The following is a 14,606-nucleotide window of genomic DNA, read 5'->3' on the forward strand; positions in this document are numbered from 1 at the left end:
GGCCGGGGAGGGTGTCACCCTCCCCGGCCACGTCGGCGTTCAGGACTAGCCGCGCCTGGGCAACCGCCAGTTCGGGCGCGGGAAGTGGCAGGTGTAGCCCTCCGGGTAGCGCTGGAGGTAGTCCTGGTGCTCCGGCTCGGCGTCCCAGAACGGACCCGCCGGCACCACCTCGGTCACCACCGGCCCCGGCCACAGGCCTGACGCCTCGACGTCGGCGATGGTGTCCTGCGCGACGCGCCGCTGCTCGTCGTCGAGGTAGAAGATGGCGGAGCGGTAGCTCAGGCCGATGTCGTTGCCCTGCCGGTTGCTCGTGGTCGGGTCGTGAATCTGGAAGAAGTACTCCAGGATCGCGCGATAGTCGGTCGCGGCCGGATCGAACACGATCTCGATCGACTCCGCGTGCCGCCCGTGGTCACGGTAGGTGGGGTGGGGCTTGTCGTTGTCGCCGCTGTAGCCGACCCGGGTGCGGATCACGCCGGGGAGCGAACGGATCAGCTCCTGCATGCCCCAGAAGCACCCACCCGCCAGCAGCGCCCTCTCCTCGACATCACTCATGGCGCATCACCTTTCTTGCCCGTATCCGTCCCTGAGGGACCAGCCTCGCACATGCGCTCCCCTTACGCCGTCACCCTCTCGACAGGTGACTGATGCTCCATCGGCGGCTACCGGGAAAAGTACCGCTGATGTAGCGCTTAGTGCTTGTTTCGCAACACAGCTGAGGCACCAGGCGCCTCAGATTCCACAGGAGCTGGCTAGAATCGGTGGCGTGAGAGCTGACGCGGCACGCAATCTGGAAGCCGTCCTGACGACGGGGGCGCGCATGCTCGCCGCCGACCCCGGGGCGAGCATCGCGAACATCGCCACCGAGGCGGGCGTGGACCGGCGCACCGTCTACCGCCGCTTCGCCTCCCGCGAGGATCTCCTCGCGGCGATCTACGGCGCCCGCCTCGCGGCCATCGAGGACGCCATCGAGGACGCCCGGCTGCGCGAGGCCCCCGTCGCCGTCGCCCTGCACCGCTACGTCGAGAACATCATCGCCGTCAACCGCACCTGGCCCGTCGACCTCGCCCGCATGCTCACCGACGACGGCGTCCGCGCCCGCCGGGACGCCTCCGTGCGCGAGGTCGACGCCTTCCTCGAACGCGCCACGGACGAGGGGCTTCTGCGCTCCGACCTGCCTCAGGGTTGGGCGAGCGCGCTCCTGCCGCAGCTCATGCACCTCGCGTCCCGGCAGATGCCCGGGCTGAGCCCCGCGCAGGCGGCGGACGTCGTGGTCGACACACTGCTGCGAGGCCTCGGGACGCCCTGACGGGTTCCGGTGACACGCAGGCCGGATTGTGGCGGATGGCCGAGAATCCCAGGGTGATCACGGGCGAGGGAGAGGGCTGCCGGAACCGATACGCGCCAATGTCATCTTCCGGCGCCACGGAAGCGGTCGGCAGTAATTCCGCCGGCACGGTCGCCCCGGATGGCGCCGGCTGCCTGGGCGAATACCGGACCCGTCGCGCATCCACATTTTCAACACACCTCGATCACATCATGAACACTTCCAGCCGCATGGCGAGGAGCGTCCGCACCGCGGGGCAGACGCTCCGCCCGGCCCCTGCCTAGCCTCCCAGGCCATGCGATCACCCCTGATGAGACGTTTCGGCCTCGGCGCCGTCCTCGCCCTCGCCCTCGCCGTGTTCGGCCTGGCCCCCAGCGCGAGTGCGGTGGACCCGGCACCGGCGGAGCTGACCTTCGCCACCGAGAGCGCCACCACCACGCCCGGTGGCTCGGTCAAGCTGTCGATGACCATCAAGAACAACAACACCTACGACGTCTGGTTCGTGTACCAGACGATCGAGCCGACCTGGCTGACCACACAGCGCCCCGACCTGAAGTACAGCTTCTCCGGATGCAGCCTCTCCACCGTCAACGGTCCCACCCCCTGCTCCGGCACCGGCCCGGCCAACCTCGGCGGCAACTACGGCACCACCATCCCGCCCGGCCAGAGCCGCACCGTCACCCTGACGCTGGACATCGCCGCCGACTCCGGCTGCAACGGCAACATCGGCTTCTACTCCTACTTCTACGCCGAGTTCAGCGACTCCACGAACGTCAGCGGCGGCCCGGTCTACACCCCCGTGACCCGAGTGCTCTGCGCCTGACGCTCCGTCCGGAGCCGACGGCGGTGACCTGAAAACCTCCATGCCCGGGCCACCGCCCCGGTCTGGACCACTGGCACTCCGACCGGCGGGCCCCACGGGCCCGCCGGTGCGCTGCTCAGGCCCCGGACCAGCATGCCGGGCCCCCGCGCCCACCAGCGGCGACTTCGGGCGGCGACCGGGAACGGCTCATTTCGCTTTCGGAAGCACCCCGTTCGACACCTGCGCTTTTCCGTCATGTTCCGCAACATGACCGCAAAATCTCCACACAGACATCACTATGTGACGCGAACGGATGCGTGACGAACTGGCTTCTGAGGGGGACGCCGGCGGCACGCAAGGGGGTGCGTCCGCTCTGCGGAGCAGTACTCACCCCTGCCCGGGGAGGGGACCTCACCGCATGAAGCGGACCACACGCACCACCGTGCTCACGGTGGGCGCGCTCGTCGCCGCACTGGGCCTGCCGGCCGGCGCGGCGCACGCCGACACCACGCCCCGTATCGACCTGCGGGTGCTGGTGGTGAGCGACGGCGGCCCGTCGACCGAGGCGATAGCCGCCGAACTGGCCGCGGCCGGCACGCCGTACACCCGGATCGACCTCACGCAGTCCGGCCGGACCCTGATCGACGCCGGCTTCCTCGCGGACACCGTGGACGGCAGGCCGCGCGCCAGGTTCCAGGCCGTGGTGCTGCCCGATGACAACCCGTTCCCGGCCGGCTCGTCCGAGATGGCGGCCCTGGCGGCGTACGAGCAGAAGTACGACGTGCCGCAGGTCGACGCCTACACCTACGCGCGTCCCGAAGCCGGACTGCAGTACCCGGTCCACGGGGGCTACTCCGGCAGCATCGACGGCAAGCGGGCGGAGGTGACCGCCGCCGGCAAGTCGGGCCCGTTCGGCTATCTCGACGGGGCGGTGCCCTTCGAGGACAACGACCCGGCGATCGGCGAGAGTTACGCCTATCTGTCGAAGCCCGTCGCGGGGGCCGACTTCACGCCGTACGTCGAAGCGGCGATCCCCGGGCAGTCGGCCAAGGGCACGCTGGTGGGCGAGTACCGGCACGACGGGCGGCGCGAGCTGGTCGTCACCTTCGTCTACAACCGGTATCAGCAGCAGTTCCGGCTCCTGGCCCGCGGCATCGTGGAGTGGATGACCGGCGGTGTGCACCTGGGCGCCTCGCGGAACTACTTCGCGGTCCACGTCGACGACGTGTTCGCCGCGGACGACCGCTGGAACAGCCGGCTCAACTGCACGCCCGGCGACGTCGACTGCACGGACCCCACCGCGACGCCCGACCCGATCCGGATGACGCCCGCCGACGTCGATCACGCCGTCGACTGGCAGGACGACAAGAAGTTCACCCTCGACTTCGCCTACAACGGCGCCGGCAGCGCCGACCACCGGGAGGACAACAACGGCGCCGACCCGCTCGCCGACCGGCTGATCGCACGGCGGGGTGAGTTCCGGTGGATCAACCACACCTACTCGCACCCCTTCCTCGGCTGTGTGCAGGACACGACCGTGGTGCCCTGGAAGTGCGCGACCAACGCCGACGGCAGCACCCGGTGGGTGAGCCGCAACGACATCTCCGACGAGATCGCCACCAACCGGGTCTGGGGCGAGAGCGCCGGACTGCCGCTCGTGAACAGCGAGTTGGTCACCGGTGAGCACTCGGGCATGAAGGTGCTTCCGCAGCAGCCCCAGGACAACCCGAACCTGGCGCTCGCCCTCGGCGACAACCACATCACCTGGCTCGGCTCCGACAACTCCCGGGAGCCCGACCAGCGTCGGGTGGGTCCGTCCACGACCGTGCCCCGCTACCCGATGAACGTCTTCTACAACGCCGGCCGGGCAGCCGAGCAGGTCGACGAGTACAACTGGATCTACACCAGCCGCGCCCAGGGCGGCAGCGGCATCTGCGAGGACAACCCCGCCACCACCACATGTCTGCCGGCCCCCCTGGACACCGCGACCGGCTACGCCGGCCACATCGTGCCGCTGGAGACACAGATCGCCCTCGGCCACGTCCTGGCCAACGACCCCAAGCCGCACTTCATCCACCAGTCCAACCTGGCCGAGGACCGCATCGCCTACCCCGTGCTCGACGGCGTTCTTGACGGTTACAAGGCGCTGTTCTCCGAGGGCACCCCCGTGGTGAACCTGCGGATGCGTGACATCGGCGCCGAACTCGAGCGCCGGGCGGAGTGGCGTGCGGCACTCGGGGCCGGTCAGATCACCGCCTACCGCGTCGGCGGGACGGTGACCGTGGACGCCCCGGACGGACTGGCGGTCACCGCGACCCTGCCCACCGGCAGCACGCTGGCCGGTGCCGCGTTCGGCGAGGCCTACGCCGGCTCGGTGTCCGGCTGGACACCCTCCACGGGTGCCCCGCTCGTCCTCACCCTGCCGACGTCCGCCGCGGCACCGCCCGCCGACGCCGCCACCGAGAACGCCCCGGCCACCGAGCCCGCGCCGGACACCCGTGTCCCCGCGGGCGTCACAGACCCGGTGGGCCGTCCCACAGACGGCTGAACGGCGCATGCGCGCACGACCCGAAGGTCCTGGCCGCCCCACGGCCGCCGGGACCGTAACGAACGACCCCACACCTCGGCCGTGGAGCACATCGATGCCCGTTCCCCAGGGCGCGCGACGTACCGGAGCGACGCGCGTCACCCTGCTCACCGAAGGCACCTACCCGCACAGCCACGGAGGCGTCAGCGTCTGGTGCGATCAACTCGTCCAGGGCATGCCCGACCTGGCCTTCGACGTCATCGCCGTCACGGGCACCGGACGTGAGCCGGTCGTCTGGGACCTGCCCGCGCACGTCGCCGGCGTGCTGTCCGTCCCCATGTGGGGTGCCCCGCCCGAGGGCCGCCCGCCCCGGGGCCGGTCCCGCAACCAACTCGCCGCCGCCTACGAGCGGTTCCTGACCGCGCTGCTCGACCCGCGTGCCGAGGACGGTTTCGCGCCCGCCCTGTACACGCTGGCGCGGGCCGCGTCGGACGGGACGCTGAGCCCCTTTCTGCGCGCGGACCGGGCGATCGCGATCCTCACCGCGCTGTGGAACCGCCCCGGTCTCGCCGTGCGCGAGGCGGGGCCGACCCTGCACGACGCGCTCACCGCGACCGCCCTGCTGGAGCACGCCCTGCGTCCACTGGCCGCCCCGGCCCCCGAGAGCGGGGTCGCCCACGCGGTGAGCGGCGGCGTCGCCGTCCTGCCGGGCCTGGCCGCCCTCGAACAGCACGGCGTTCCCCTGCTGTTGACCGAGCACGGGGTCTATCTGCGCGAGCGCTACCTCGGCTACCGCACCGCGCCCTACCGCTGGCCGGTGAAGGCCGTGATCCTCGGGTTCTTCCGGCTGCTCGCGCAGGAGAGCTACCGCCGGGCCGCCCTGATCACACCGGGCAACCGCTACAACCGGCTGTGGGAGGAGGAAGGCGGCGCGAACCCGGAGTCGATCCGCACGGTCTACAACGGCGTGGACCCCGCCGCCTTCCCGGCGGCCGGGCCCGAACCGGACTCCCCCACCCTCAGCTGGGCCGGGCGCGTCGACCCCATCAAGGACCTGGAGACCCTCATCCGGGCCTTCGCGCTCGTCCGCGACCGGCTCCCGCACGCGCGGCTGCGGCTGTTCGGCGGCACGCCGCGGGGCGGAGAGGCCTACCGGGAGCGCTGCGAGGCCCTGGCCGCCGAGCTCGGGCACGCCGACGCCGTCACCTTCGAAGGGCGGGTGGACGACATCAAGGACGCCTACGCCGCCGGGAACGTCGTGATGCTCTCCAGCATCAGCGAGGGTTTCCCCTTCACCCTGATCGAGGCCATGTCCTGCGGGCGGGCCACCGTCTCCACGGACGTGGGCGGTGTCCGCGAGGCCGTCGGTGACACCGGGCTGGTGGTGCCTCCGCGCGATCCGTCGGCGATGGCCGCGGCGGCGCTGGAGCTGCTGGGGGATCCGGGGCGGCGCAGGGCGATGGGTGAGGCGGCCCGGTTGCGGGTCATCGAGCAGTTCACCCTGCGGCAGACCATTGACACGTTTCGGTCCGTCTATCTGGACCTGGCCCATCCGAAGCAGGAGTTGACGGCCACGCCGACGTTCGGGTTGTCCGCGCCGGTCGTCCACGGCACCGGAAGCCTCGCCCTGTGAGCGGGCCGATATCCCTCGAACCCGGGGGCGCGGAGCAGGACACGCTGGCCCTCCGGCTGGCCGGCACCCGTCCGCCGCGCCGCCGGCCGCGCTGGGCCCTGGACGACACCACGCTCGCCATCCGGCTGCCCCGGCAGGGCCCCGACGAGGAGGCGGTCAGTGAGCTCGCCGCCGAACTCGCCGACCGCATAGGCCCCGCCGTCCACCCCTACGAGGTGGCGGCGCTGCTGGAGGCGGAGGGACTGTCCGCTTCCCTGATCAACGAACGGTACGGCCACCCGAACCTGTTCTCCCTGGCCTCCGCCCTCTACGAGCGGGTGCCGCGCACCTTTCCCGAGCCCGCCCCGGCGGCCGACCCCTGGCATCCCGACACCCTGCGCTGCCTGCTGCGGGGCGTGCTGTTCGCCCTGCCCGGGCTCGCCTACCTGCTGACCGCTCCCCTGTGGGACGCCGGCGGGTACGCCCCCGCCCTCATCGTGGCCGGGCTCGTCTCCTGGGCGTGGGGGCAGGCGCTCGGCCATCGTGCGCACCTGCGGATGGCGACCGGACGCCGGGAGGCGGCCCGTACCCTCCTGGCCGGTGCCCCGGTGGGGGCGGTGGTGGCCACGTCGGTCGCCGCACTGCCCGCCGACGGCGGACCGGTGGCCCTGGTGGCGGCCGCACAGTCCGCGTACCTGGCGGCCGCCGGTGTCCTGCTGGTGCTGGGCCGGGAGCGGCTGCTGCTGGCGGCGCTCAGCCCGCTGCTCGCGGGTGCCGCCGTCCTGCCGTGGTGGGAGCCCGGTCCCACGCTCCGGGCCGGGCTGCCCCTGCTGGCGCTGCTCGCCACGCTCGCCGTCACCGGCTGGGTGCTGAGGGGCGCCCTCGCCGTCCCGGCCGTCACCGGCGCGACCCGGCCGCGGCTGTTGTGGTCGCTGCCGTACGGCCTGTTCGGGCTGGCCGCCGGGGTGCTGGTGCTGTTGGAGGGGCGGGAGGAGCCGTACGCGGTGATCGTGCTGACGCTGAGCATGGGACCGGCGGAATGGCTGCTGTACCGCTACCGGGGGCTGTCGGTCGCCGCGCTGCGGGCCACCGCCACACCGGCCGGGTTCCTGCTGCGCTCGGCCGGCATTCTCGGCCTCTGTCTGCTCGCCTACCTCGCGCCGCTGCTGCCCGCGGCCCTGCTCACCGGCGCCGACCCGGCCGCCCTGCTGCTGCTCGCCGCCGTGCTGTGGACCGCGCTGCTGCTCCAGGCGTTCGGGGCGGCCTGGTCGTCGGCCGGGATCTGCCTGGCGGCGGCCGGCGGTGCCGGAGCGGTCGTCCTGTTCCAGCTTCCACCGGGCGACGCCCTGGCCCTGCCACTCGCCTGCGGCGCGGCCGCCCTGTGTCTGTCGGTGTGCGCACTGTGGCTGCTCGGCCGGCCCGCCCCGCACGCCTGAGCCGCATGTCGCACTCCGCTCGCTTCCCACCCGACCGAAGGGACACCGCAGTTGACCTCCGCACCGCTCGCCGCCGTCACCGGAGCCGAGGGCTTCATCGGCTCGCACCTCACCGAGGCGCTGGTCGCCTCGGGCCACCGCGTCAGGGCCATGGCCCAGTACAACTCCTTCTCCTCCTACGGCTGGCTGGAGACCCTGCACCCCGACGTCCTGGACCAGGTGGAGATCGTTCTCGGCGACGTCCGTGACCCCGGCTCCGTCCGCGGCCTCCTCGAAGGCGCCGACACCGCCTATCACCTGGCCGCCCTGATCGCGATCCCGTACTCCTACCAGGCCCCGCACAGCTACGTGGACACCAACGTCACCGGCACCCTCAACGTGCTGGAGGCCGTGCGCGCCCTCGGCACGCCCCGGCTGGTGCACACCTCCACCAGCGAGACATACGGCACCGCCCAGACCGTGCCCATCACCGAGGACCACCCCATCAACACCCAGTCCCCGTACGCCGCTTCGAAGGCGGGCGGGGACCGGCTGGCCGACAGCTACCACGCCAGTTTCGACACGCCCGTGGTCACCCTGCGGCCCTTCAACACCTTCGGGCCGCGCCAGTCGATGCGCGCGGTCATCCCCACCGTCATCGGGCAGGTCGCGGCGGGAGAGCGCACCATCACCCTCGGCGACCTGCGTCCCACCCGGGACTTCACCTTCGTCAAGGACACCGCGCAGGCCTTCCTCGCCGTCGGCACCGCGCCCGCCGGGCAGGTCGTGGGCCGTACCTTCAACGCCGGGACCGGCGGGGAGATCTCGGTCGGCGACCTGGTCGCGCTGATCGGCAAGGTGATGGACACCGCGCTCGACGTCCGCGAGGACACCACCCGCATCCGTCCCGCCAACTCGGAGGTGATGCGGCTGGTCGCGGACGCGAGCCGGCTCACCGCCGCCACCGGCTGGCAGCCCGCGCACACCTTGGAGGTAGGCCTGGCGGCCACCGTGGACTTCTTCCGCGACCCGGCCAACCTCGCCCGCTACAAGACCGGCATCTACAACATCTGACACCGCCCAGCGGATCTCGTCCGTCTCGTCCGCGCACGTCCACGAAGCGTTCACGAAGGAGGAGCCCATGCACGCAGTGATCCTGGCGGGAGGCAAGGGCGTCCGGCTGCGGCCGTACACCACCGCGCTGCCCAAGCCGCTCGTGCCCATCGGTGACCAGCACGCCATCCTGGAGATCGTGCTGCGCCAGCTGTCCACGGCCGGTTTCACCAGCTGCACCATCGCCATCGGCCACCTCGGCGAGATCATCCGCGCCTACGTGGGCGACGGCTCCCAGTGGGGCCTGGCCGTCGACTACGCCACCGAGGAGAGCCCGCTGGGCACCATGGGCCCGCTGCTCAACCTGCGCGACCGCCTGCCCGAGACGTTCCTGGTGATGAACGGCGACGTCCTCACCGACCTCGACTACGCCGACGTCCTGCGCCGGCACCGCGCGTCCGGGGCCCCGCTGACCATCGCGACGTACGCCCGCAAGGTGCACATCGACTTCGGGGTGCTGACCACCCACTCCAGCAAGGTCGTCGCGTTCACCGAGAAGCCGAGCATGGACTACCGCGTCTCCATGGGCGTCTACGGCCTGTCCCGCACCACCCTCGACGGCTACACGCCCGGACTCCCGCTCGGTTTCGACGAGTTGGTGCTCGACCTGCTCAAGACCGACAACAAGCCGCACGCCTACGATTTCGACGGGTACTGGCTGGACATCGGCCGCCCGGACGACTACGACCGGGCCAACGCCGAGTTCACCACCCGCAAGTCGCTTCTGCTCAAGGGAGCCTGAGCACGTCATGCGCATTCTCGTCCTGGGCTCCACCGGCTATCTGGGCGCTCACGTCGCGGAGCGGCTGCGCGCTCTGCCGGGCGCGCAGGTCCTCGTCGGCGGCCGGTCGCCGGCCGCCGATGTCGACGCCGATCTCGCCCACGTCCGCCCGGAGCAACTGGCGAAGGCCTTCGCCTCCGCCGCGCCCGATACGGTCGTCAACTGCGCGGGCGCGACCGGCGGTGACGCCGTCACCCTCGCCGAGGTCAACGCCCGCGGTCCCGCGGTGCTGTGCGCCGCGCTGCGCGAGGCGGCCCCCGCGGCCCGTCTGGTGCACCTGGGCTCGGCCGCCGAGTACGGCCCGGGCACGCCGGACACCCCGGTGACGGAATCGGCGGCCACCCACCCGGTCGGCCCCTACGGTGCGACCAAGCTCGCGGGCACGGTCGCGGTGACCTCCTCCGGCCTGGACGCGGTGGTGCTGCGGGTGGGCAATCCGGTGGGGCCCGGAGCGCCGCCCACCGGGCTGCCCGGCCGGATCGCCGCGCTGCTGCGCGAGGCCGGCCGCGACCCGGAGGCGGTGCTGCGGCTCGGCGACCTGTCCGCCCACCGCGACTTCGTCGACGTACGCGACGTGGCGCGGGCGGTGGTCCTCGCGGCCACGGCTCCGGGCCCGCTGCCGCCCGTCCTCAACCTCGGCGGGGGCCGGGCCGTCCCGGTGCGCGACCTGGTGCGGAATCTGGCCGGCCTGGCCGGCTTCCGCGGCCGGATCGAGGAGGGCGCGGCGAGCCCGGCCGGTTCGGCCCGCTCCGCGCAGGTGTCGTGGCAGTGTTCGGACATCTCCGCCGCCGAGGAGGCCCTGGGCTGGCGTCCGGCGCACTCCCTGGACGACGCGTTGGCCGCCCTGTGGGAAGGCGGCCGCACACCGTGAGCCTGCTGATCCCGCTGTACGTCCATCCGGCCGAGGACCCGGGTGCCTGGCACCGGCTGATCACCTCGGCGACCCGCACCTACGGCGTCGTTCTCAACCCGGCGAGCGGTCCGGGCGAGGCCCCTGACCCGGCTTTCACCGCGGCGGCCGGTGCGCTGCGGGCCGCGGGGGCGCGCCTGCTGGGCTATGTCGACACCGACTACGGGGTGCGTGACCCCGCGGAGATCACCGAGGACGTGCGGCGCCACCGCGAGTGGTACGCGGCGGACGGCTGCTTCCTGGACCGGGTGACGGCGACGGCGGACGGGCTGCCGGCCTGCCGCCGGCTGGTGCGGGCGCTGCGCCGGCTGGGTGTGGGGACGGTCGTCCTCAACCCCGGCGTCCATCCGGCCCCGGGATACGCCCGCCTCGCCGACCTGACCGTCACCTTCGAGGGGCACTGGTCGACGTACGTCTCCGCCTTCAGCCGGCCGACGTGGACCGCGCGACACCCATCCGAGCGGCTGTGCCATCTCGTGTACGGCGTGCCCGAGGCACTCGTTCCGCTGGCCGTTCGCACGGCGCACGAGCGCGGAGCGGCGGTCTGCGGCCCGGTGACGGGTGAACCACCCAACCCGTGGGCTCAGTTGACGCCGGCCCTCACCGGGGCCGGGCGATGACCGTGCGGGTCCTTTCACGTGCGGCCCTGCTGACCGCGCTGACGGCCGCGGCGCTGACGGGCTGTTCCGGCAGCGCCGAGCCGCCCGCCGACGCGCAGGGTACGGCGTCGCCCTCGCGGGCCGTGTGGAAGCCCCGTCCGGGGCTCGCCTGGCAGTGGCAGCTCGACGGCAGGGTCGACGCGTCGGCCGACGTGCCGGTCTACGACATCGACGGCTTCGAGAACTCCGCCGCGGACGTGGCCCGGCTGCACCGCGCGGGGAGGAAGGTCATCTGTTACGTCAACGTGGGCGCGTGGGAGGACTTCCGGCCCGACCGGGACTCCTTCCCCCGTTCGGTTCTCGGCGAGCCCAACGGCTGGTCGGGCGAGCGGTGGCTGGACATCCGGCAGCTGTCCGTGTTGCGGCCGATCATGGAACGCCGCTTCGACATGTGCCGGGACAAGGGCTTCGACGCGGTGGAGCCCGATCTGGTGGAGGGCTACGGCAATGACACCGGCTTTCCGCTCACCGCACGCGACCAGCTCAGGTACAACCGGATGATCGCGGCCATCGCCCACGAGCGGGGGCTGTCGGTGGGGCTGAAGAACGACCTTCCCCAGATCCCCCAGCTCGTACGGCACTTCGACTTCGCGGTCAACGAGGAGTGCGCCCAGTACGACGAGTGCGGTGAGCTCTCCCCGTTCATCGCGGCGGGCAAAGCGGTGTTCCACGTGGAGTACAAGGAGCCGCGGAGCCGTTTCTGTGCCGAGTCCCGCCGGCTGAGGCTGTCGTCGATGCGCAAGGAGCCGGAACTCGGGGTGTGGCGGAGCCCTTGCTGACATGGCCGGTGCCTCCCGCTACCTGGTGGGCGTGGAGTCGGGCAGGGTGAGGGCCGAGTGGGCCGGTCGTCCGGCGGCGGGAATGGTGTCGAGAGTGCGCAGCATGTCGTTGCGCCGCTCCAGGGCCCGGGCGGTGGTGGGGAAGAGTGTGGCGCCACTCCGCCCGATCTGGTCCTGGTTCAGTGTCACGAACTGGCGGGTGCCGTGTTCGTACGCGGCGAAGCCGGCGGCGGCGTCCCGCTCGGCCAGGGAGGCGGCGAGCATGTAGGCACCGACGAGTGCGAGGCTGGAGCCCTGCCCGGTGAGGAACGAGGGGGCGTATGCGGCGTCGCCGACGAGGGCGACCCTGCCCCGGGACCAGCGGGGCATGCGGATCTGGCTGACCACGTCGGCGAACAGATCATCCGCCTCGCGCAGGGATGCGATCAGGCGCGGAACCTCCCATCCGGCGTCGGCGAAGACCGAGGCGAACAGGTCCCGTTGGGCCGCCGGGTTCAGAAGGGCGTCGGACGGCGGTTCCGGCCGGGCGAAGTTGAAGAAGGCGTGCACGGCGTCGCTGTCCCCCACGGCGTAGAGAGCCACGGCCCGGCCGGGGGTGTTCCACATCATGATCTCGTGGGAGAGACCGAGGGTGTTGGGCAGGGTGAACCCTGCGAAGCAGTACCCGAGGTAGCGGTGGAACCGCTTCTCAGGGCCGAAGAGGAACTCCCGGGTGCGCGAGTGCAGTCCGTCCGCGCCGAAGACCATGTCGAACGTACGCCTGTCGCCCCCGCGGAAGGTGACGTCGACCCCGTGGCCGGACTGGTCGAGGACGTCGATGGAGTCGTTGAACATGAACTCCACGTCGTCCCGGACCGCCGTGTACAGAGCGTCGGTCAGATCCCCGCGACGCACCTCGAGGTCCCGTCCGGCGACACCGCCGTCCATGGTGTGCGGGGCGATCGCGGCCACCGTGGCGCCGTCCCCGTCGAGGAAGGTGAACCGGCGCGTGTCGACGTGTGCGTCCTCCAGCCGAGGCAGGATCCCCATCCGCCGGACGACCTCCAGTGCGGTGCCGCGCACGTCGACGGGGTAGCCACCGCTGCGCACGGTGGCTGCCTTCTCCACCACGGTGACCGCGTATCCGTGGCGGTTCAGCCAGAACGCGAGGGCGGGACCCGCGATGCTCGCCCCCGATATCAAGACCTTGCGTGGTGCTCTGGTACCGCTGCTCGTCAACCGAGGGGTGGGGGTCACTTCTTGACTCCTTTGCGCATGGCGGGGACGAGGAGCATGGACAGTGCCGTGACGGCGCCTGCGATGACGAAGCCGGTGACGAAGGCCGATCCGGCCGGGTCGGCCGTCCCCGGGCGGGTCCCGGCGGTGAGGACGGCGCCGCTGACCTGGACGCCCGCGGCGAAGCCGATCACGCGTGTGACCAGGACCAGGCCGGTGGCGGTGCCGGTGTCGGTGTGATCGACGGAGGCGGCGGTCCTGACGACCATCGCCGTGATGCAGACCCCGCTGGCCAGAGCGACCAGCGCCTTGCCGACGACGAGGTGCCACACCTCGGTGTGCACGAACGCCATGACGAGCAGCGTGGCCGCCATGACACCGATTCCGGCGCCGACCACGGCAGTCGGGCCGAAACGCCGCGCTGCGAGGCCGCCGAGCGGCCCGCTGATCGCCCCGGCCACGGTGCCGGGCAACAGGTACCGCCCGATGTCGGTGGAGCCGGCCCCGAAGCCGTACCCGTCGCCGGACGCCGCGAACAGCTGCGGAACGAGATACATCGATACCGCGGTACCCATGCAGACGGCGAACGTGATGACGTAGGAGCTCCACATCCCGGGCTTCGCCAGCAGGTGCAGATCGACCATCGGAGAGGGTGACCGGCGCTCGACGGAGATCCATCCGGCGACGAGGACGGCCAGGAGCACGATCAGGGCGCCGATCGCGAGTGGCCGACTGCCGGCTTCGGGCGCCATCGCCAGCCCGGACATGAGCGTCAGCAGAATGCCGCTCAGGAGAGCAAGGCCGGGCCAGTCGATCTTGGCGTCCGAGCGGGCCGGCGGATCGTCCGGCATCACCCGGTGGACGAACAGGGTCGCCACGACGATCGCGAGCGTCGGTATCGCGAACATCCAGTGGCGGGAGAGCTGTTCCGCGATGGGCCCGGCCATCAGGGTGCCGAGCATCCCGCCGCCCACGAACAGGCCGCTGACCACTCCGATGGCCACCTGGGACTCGCCCGCGGGGAGGTGCTTGCGCACCAGGATGAACGACAGTGGCATCGCTCCCACCATCGCGCCCTCCAGTACCTGGCCGAGCAGCAGCACCGGCAGGTTCGGCGCCAGCGCGGAGATCAGACCACCGGCCGAGACCACCGCCATCAGCCGGAGCATGACCCGTTTGCCGCCGTGGCGGTCACCGAGGTTGCCCGCGACAGGAGTGACGAGCGCACCGGTGATGAGCATCGTGATGCTGAGTAATGCCCCGTGGGCAGGGCTTATCGATAACTCGCGTTGCAACAGCGGGAGTGTCGGTGTCACCACCGACTCCAGGGCCCCGCTGGCGGCCGCCAGCAGGCCGAGAGCCGCGACAGCAGCCTTTCCGGCACGGACCGGGGGAGCAAGGGTCGTGGTCATGACCGTCCTTTCCGTCGACCCCACAAAACTACACTACACGGTGCAGTAAAGTCG

13 protein-coding genes are annotated in these 14,606 nt (G+C 71.7%); 10 read left to right on the forward strand and 3 right to left on the reverse strand.

What is annotated here, in order from left to right; all coding sequences use genetic code 11:
• Positions 1 to 45 precede the first annotated feature (45 nt).
• Positions 46 to 555: a peptide-methionine (S)-S-oxide reductase MsrA gene (gene msrA / locus BJ965_RS00905; protein WP_184906873.1), complete on the reverse strand. Its 510-nt coding sequence runs from the start codon at positions 553 to 555 to the stop codon at positions 46 to 48.
• A 265-nt stretch (positions 556 to 820) separates the two neighbouring features.
• On the opposite strand from msrA, the gene BJ965_RS00910 reads away from it, so the two are divergent.
• From BJ965_RS00910 to BJ965_RS00955, 10 genes are all read left to right on the forward strand, one after another.
• Entirely contained in the window at positions 821 to 1,309 is a 489-nt protein-coding gene (locus BJ965_RS00910) for a TetR/AcrR family transcriptional regulator (protein WP_184916626.1), read from the forward strand.
• Between the two features lie 328 nt (positions 1,310 to 1,637).
• Positions 1,638 to 2,150: a hypothetical protein gene (locus BJ965_RS00915; protein WP_246545806.1), complete on the forward strand. Its 513-nt coding sequence runs from the start codon at positions 1,638 to 1,640 to the stop codon at positions 2,148 to 2,150.
• 397 nt (positions 2,151 to 2,547) lie between these two features.
• Entirely contained in the window at positions 2,548 to 4,677 is a 2,130-nt protein-coding gene (locus tag BJ965_RS00920) for a hypothetical protein (RefSeq protein ID WP_184906875.1), read from the forward strand.
• Positions 4,678 to 4,771: 94 nt separating this feature from the next.
• The gene (gene pelF, locus BJ965_RS00925) at positions 4,772 to 6,289 is read left to right on the forward strand and encodes a GT4 family glycosyltransferase PelF (RefSeq protein WP_184906876.1); all 1,518 of its coding nucleotides are present in this window, start codon (positions 4,772 to 4,774) and stop codon (positions 6,287 to 6,289) included.
• Positions 6,286 to 7,704: a hypothetical protein gene (locus BJ965_RS00930; RefSeq protein WP_184906877.1), complete on the forward strand. Its 1,419-nt coding sequence runs from the start codon at positions 6,286 to 6,288 to the stop codon at positions 7,702 to 7,704. The genes pelF and BJ965_RS00930 overlap by 4 nt, the downstream gene beginning before the upstream one ends.
• 51 nt (positions 7,705 to 7,755) lie before the next feature.
• On the forward strand, positions 7,756 to 8,757 hold the full coding sequence (locus BJ965_RS00935) for a GDP-mannose 4,6-dehydratase (protein WP_184906878.1): 1,002 nt from the start codon (positions 7,756 to 7,758) through the stop codon (positions 8,755 to 8,757).
• Between the two features lie 67 nt (positions 8,758 to 8,824).
• Positions 8,825 to 9,538, forward strand: a complete 714-nt coding sequence (locus BJ965_RS00940; protein WP_184906879.1) for a nucleotidyltransferase family protein — start codon at positions 8,825 to 8,827, stop codon at positions 9,536 to 9,538.
• Positions 9,539 to 9,545: 7 nt separating this feature from the next.
• Entirely contained in the window at positions 9,546 to 10,448 is a 903-nt protein-coding gene (locus tag BJ965_RS00945; RefSeq protein ID WP_184906880.1) for an NAD-dependent epimerase/dehydratase family protein, read from the forward strand.
• Entirely contained in the window at positions 10,445 to 11,107 is a 663-nt protein-coding gene (locus BJ965_RS00950; protein ID WP_184906881.1) for a spherulation-specific family 4 protein, read from the forward strand. The genes BJ965_RS00945 and BJ965_RS00950 overlap by 4 nt, the downstream gene beginning before the upstream one ends.
• Positions 11,104 to 11,925, forward strand: a complete 822-nt coding sequence (locus BJ965_RS00955) for an endo alpha-1,4 polygalactosaminidase (RefSeq protein ID WP_184906882.1) — start codon at positions 11,104 to 11,106, stop codon at positions 11,923 to 11,925. The genes BJ965_RS00950 and BJ965_RS00955 overlap by 4 nt, the downstream gene beginning before the upstream one ends.
• Positions 11,926 to 11,943: 18 nt before the next feature.
• On the opposite strand, the gene BJ965_RS00960 is transcribed toward BJ965_RS00955, so the two are convergent.
• A complete protein-coding gene (locus tag BJ965_RS00960) occupies positions 11,944 to 13,161 on the reverse strand; it encodes an FAD-dependent monooxygenase (RefSeq protein ID WP_184906883.1) in 1,218 nt (405 codons plus the stop codon).
• Complete coding sequence (locus tag BJ965_RS00965) at positions 13,158 to 14,552, reverse strand: MFS transporter (RefSeq protein WP_184906884.1); 1,395 nt, start codon at positions 14,550 to 14,552, stop codon at positions 13,158 to 13,160. Before BJ965_RS00965 ends, BJ965_RS00960 begins: the two co-directional genes overlap by 4 nt.
• Between the last annotated feature and the right edge of the window lie 54 nt (positions 14,553 to 14,606).

The sequence above is a fragment of the Streptomyces luteogriseus genome (assembly GCF_014205055.1).
In the GTDB taxonomy this organism is placed as follows: domain Bacteria; phylum Actinomycetota; class Actinomycetes; order Streptomycetales; family Streptomycetaceae; genus Streptomyces; species Streptomyces luteogriseus.

Coding starts and splice junctions, on each gene's coding strand:
- msrA (WP_184906873.1), bottom strand. CDS start 555: ATGAGTGATGTCGAGGAGAGGGCGCTGCTGGCGGGTGGGTGCTTCTGG.
- BJ965_RS00910 (WP_184916626.1), top strand. CDS start 821: ATGCTCGCCGCCGACCCCGGGGCGAGCATCGCGAACATCGCCACCGAG.
- BJ965_RS00915 (WP_246545806.1), top strand. CDS start 1,638: ATGAGACGTTTCGGCCTCGGCGCCGTCCTCGCCCTCGCCCTCGCCGTG.
- BJ965_RS00920 (WP_184906875.1), top strand. CDS start 2,548: ATGAAGCGGACCACACGCACCACCGTGCTCACGGTGGGCGCGCTCGTC.
- pelF (WP_184906876.1), top strand. CDS start 4,772: ATGCCCGTTCCCCAGGGCGCGCGACGTACCGGAGCGACGCGCGTCACC.
- BJ965_RS00940 (WP_184906879.1), top strand. CDS start 8,825: ATGCACGCAGTGATCCTGGCGGGAGGCAAGGGCGTCCGGCTGCGGCCG.
- BJ965_RS00945 (WP_184906880.1), top strand. CDS start 9,546: ATGCGCATTCTCGTCCTGGGCTCCACCGGCTATCTGGGCGCTCACGTC.
- BJ965_RS00955 (WP_184906882.1), top strand. CDS start 11,104: ATGACCGTGCGGGTCCTTTCACGTGCGGCCCTGCTGACCGCGCTGACG.
- BJ965_RS00965 (WP_184906884.1), bottom strand. CDS start 14,552: ATGACCACGACCCTTGCTCCCCCGGTCCGTGCCGGAAAGGCTGCTGTC.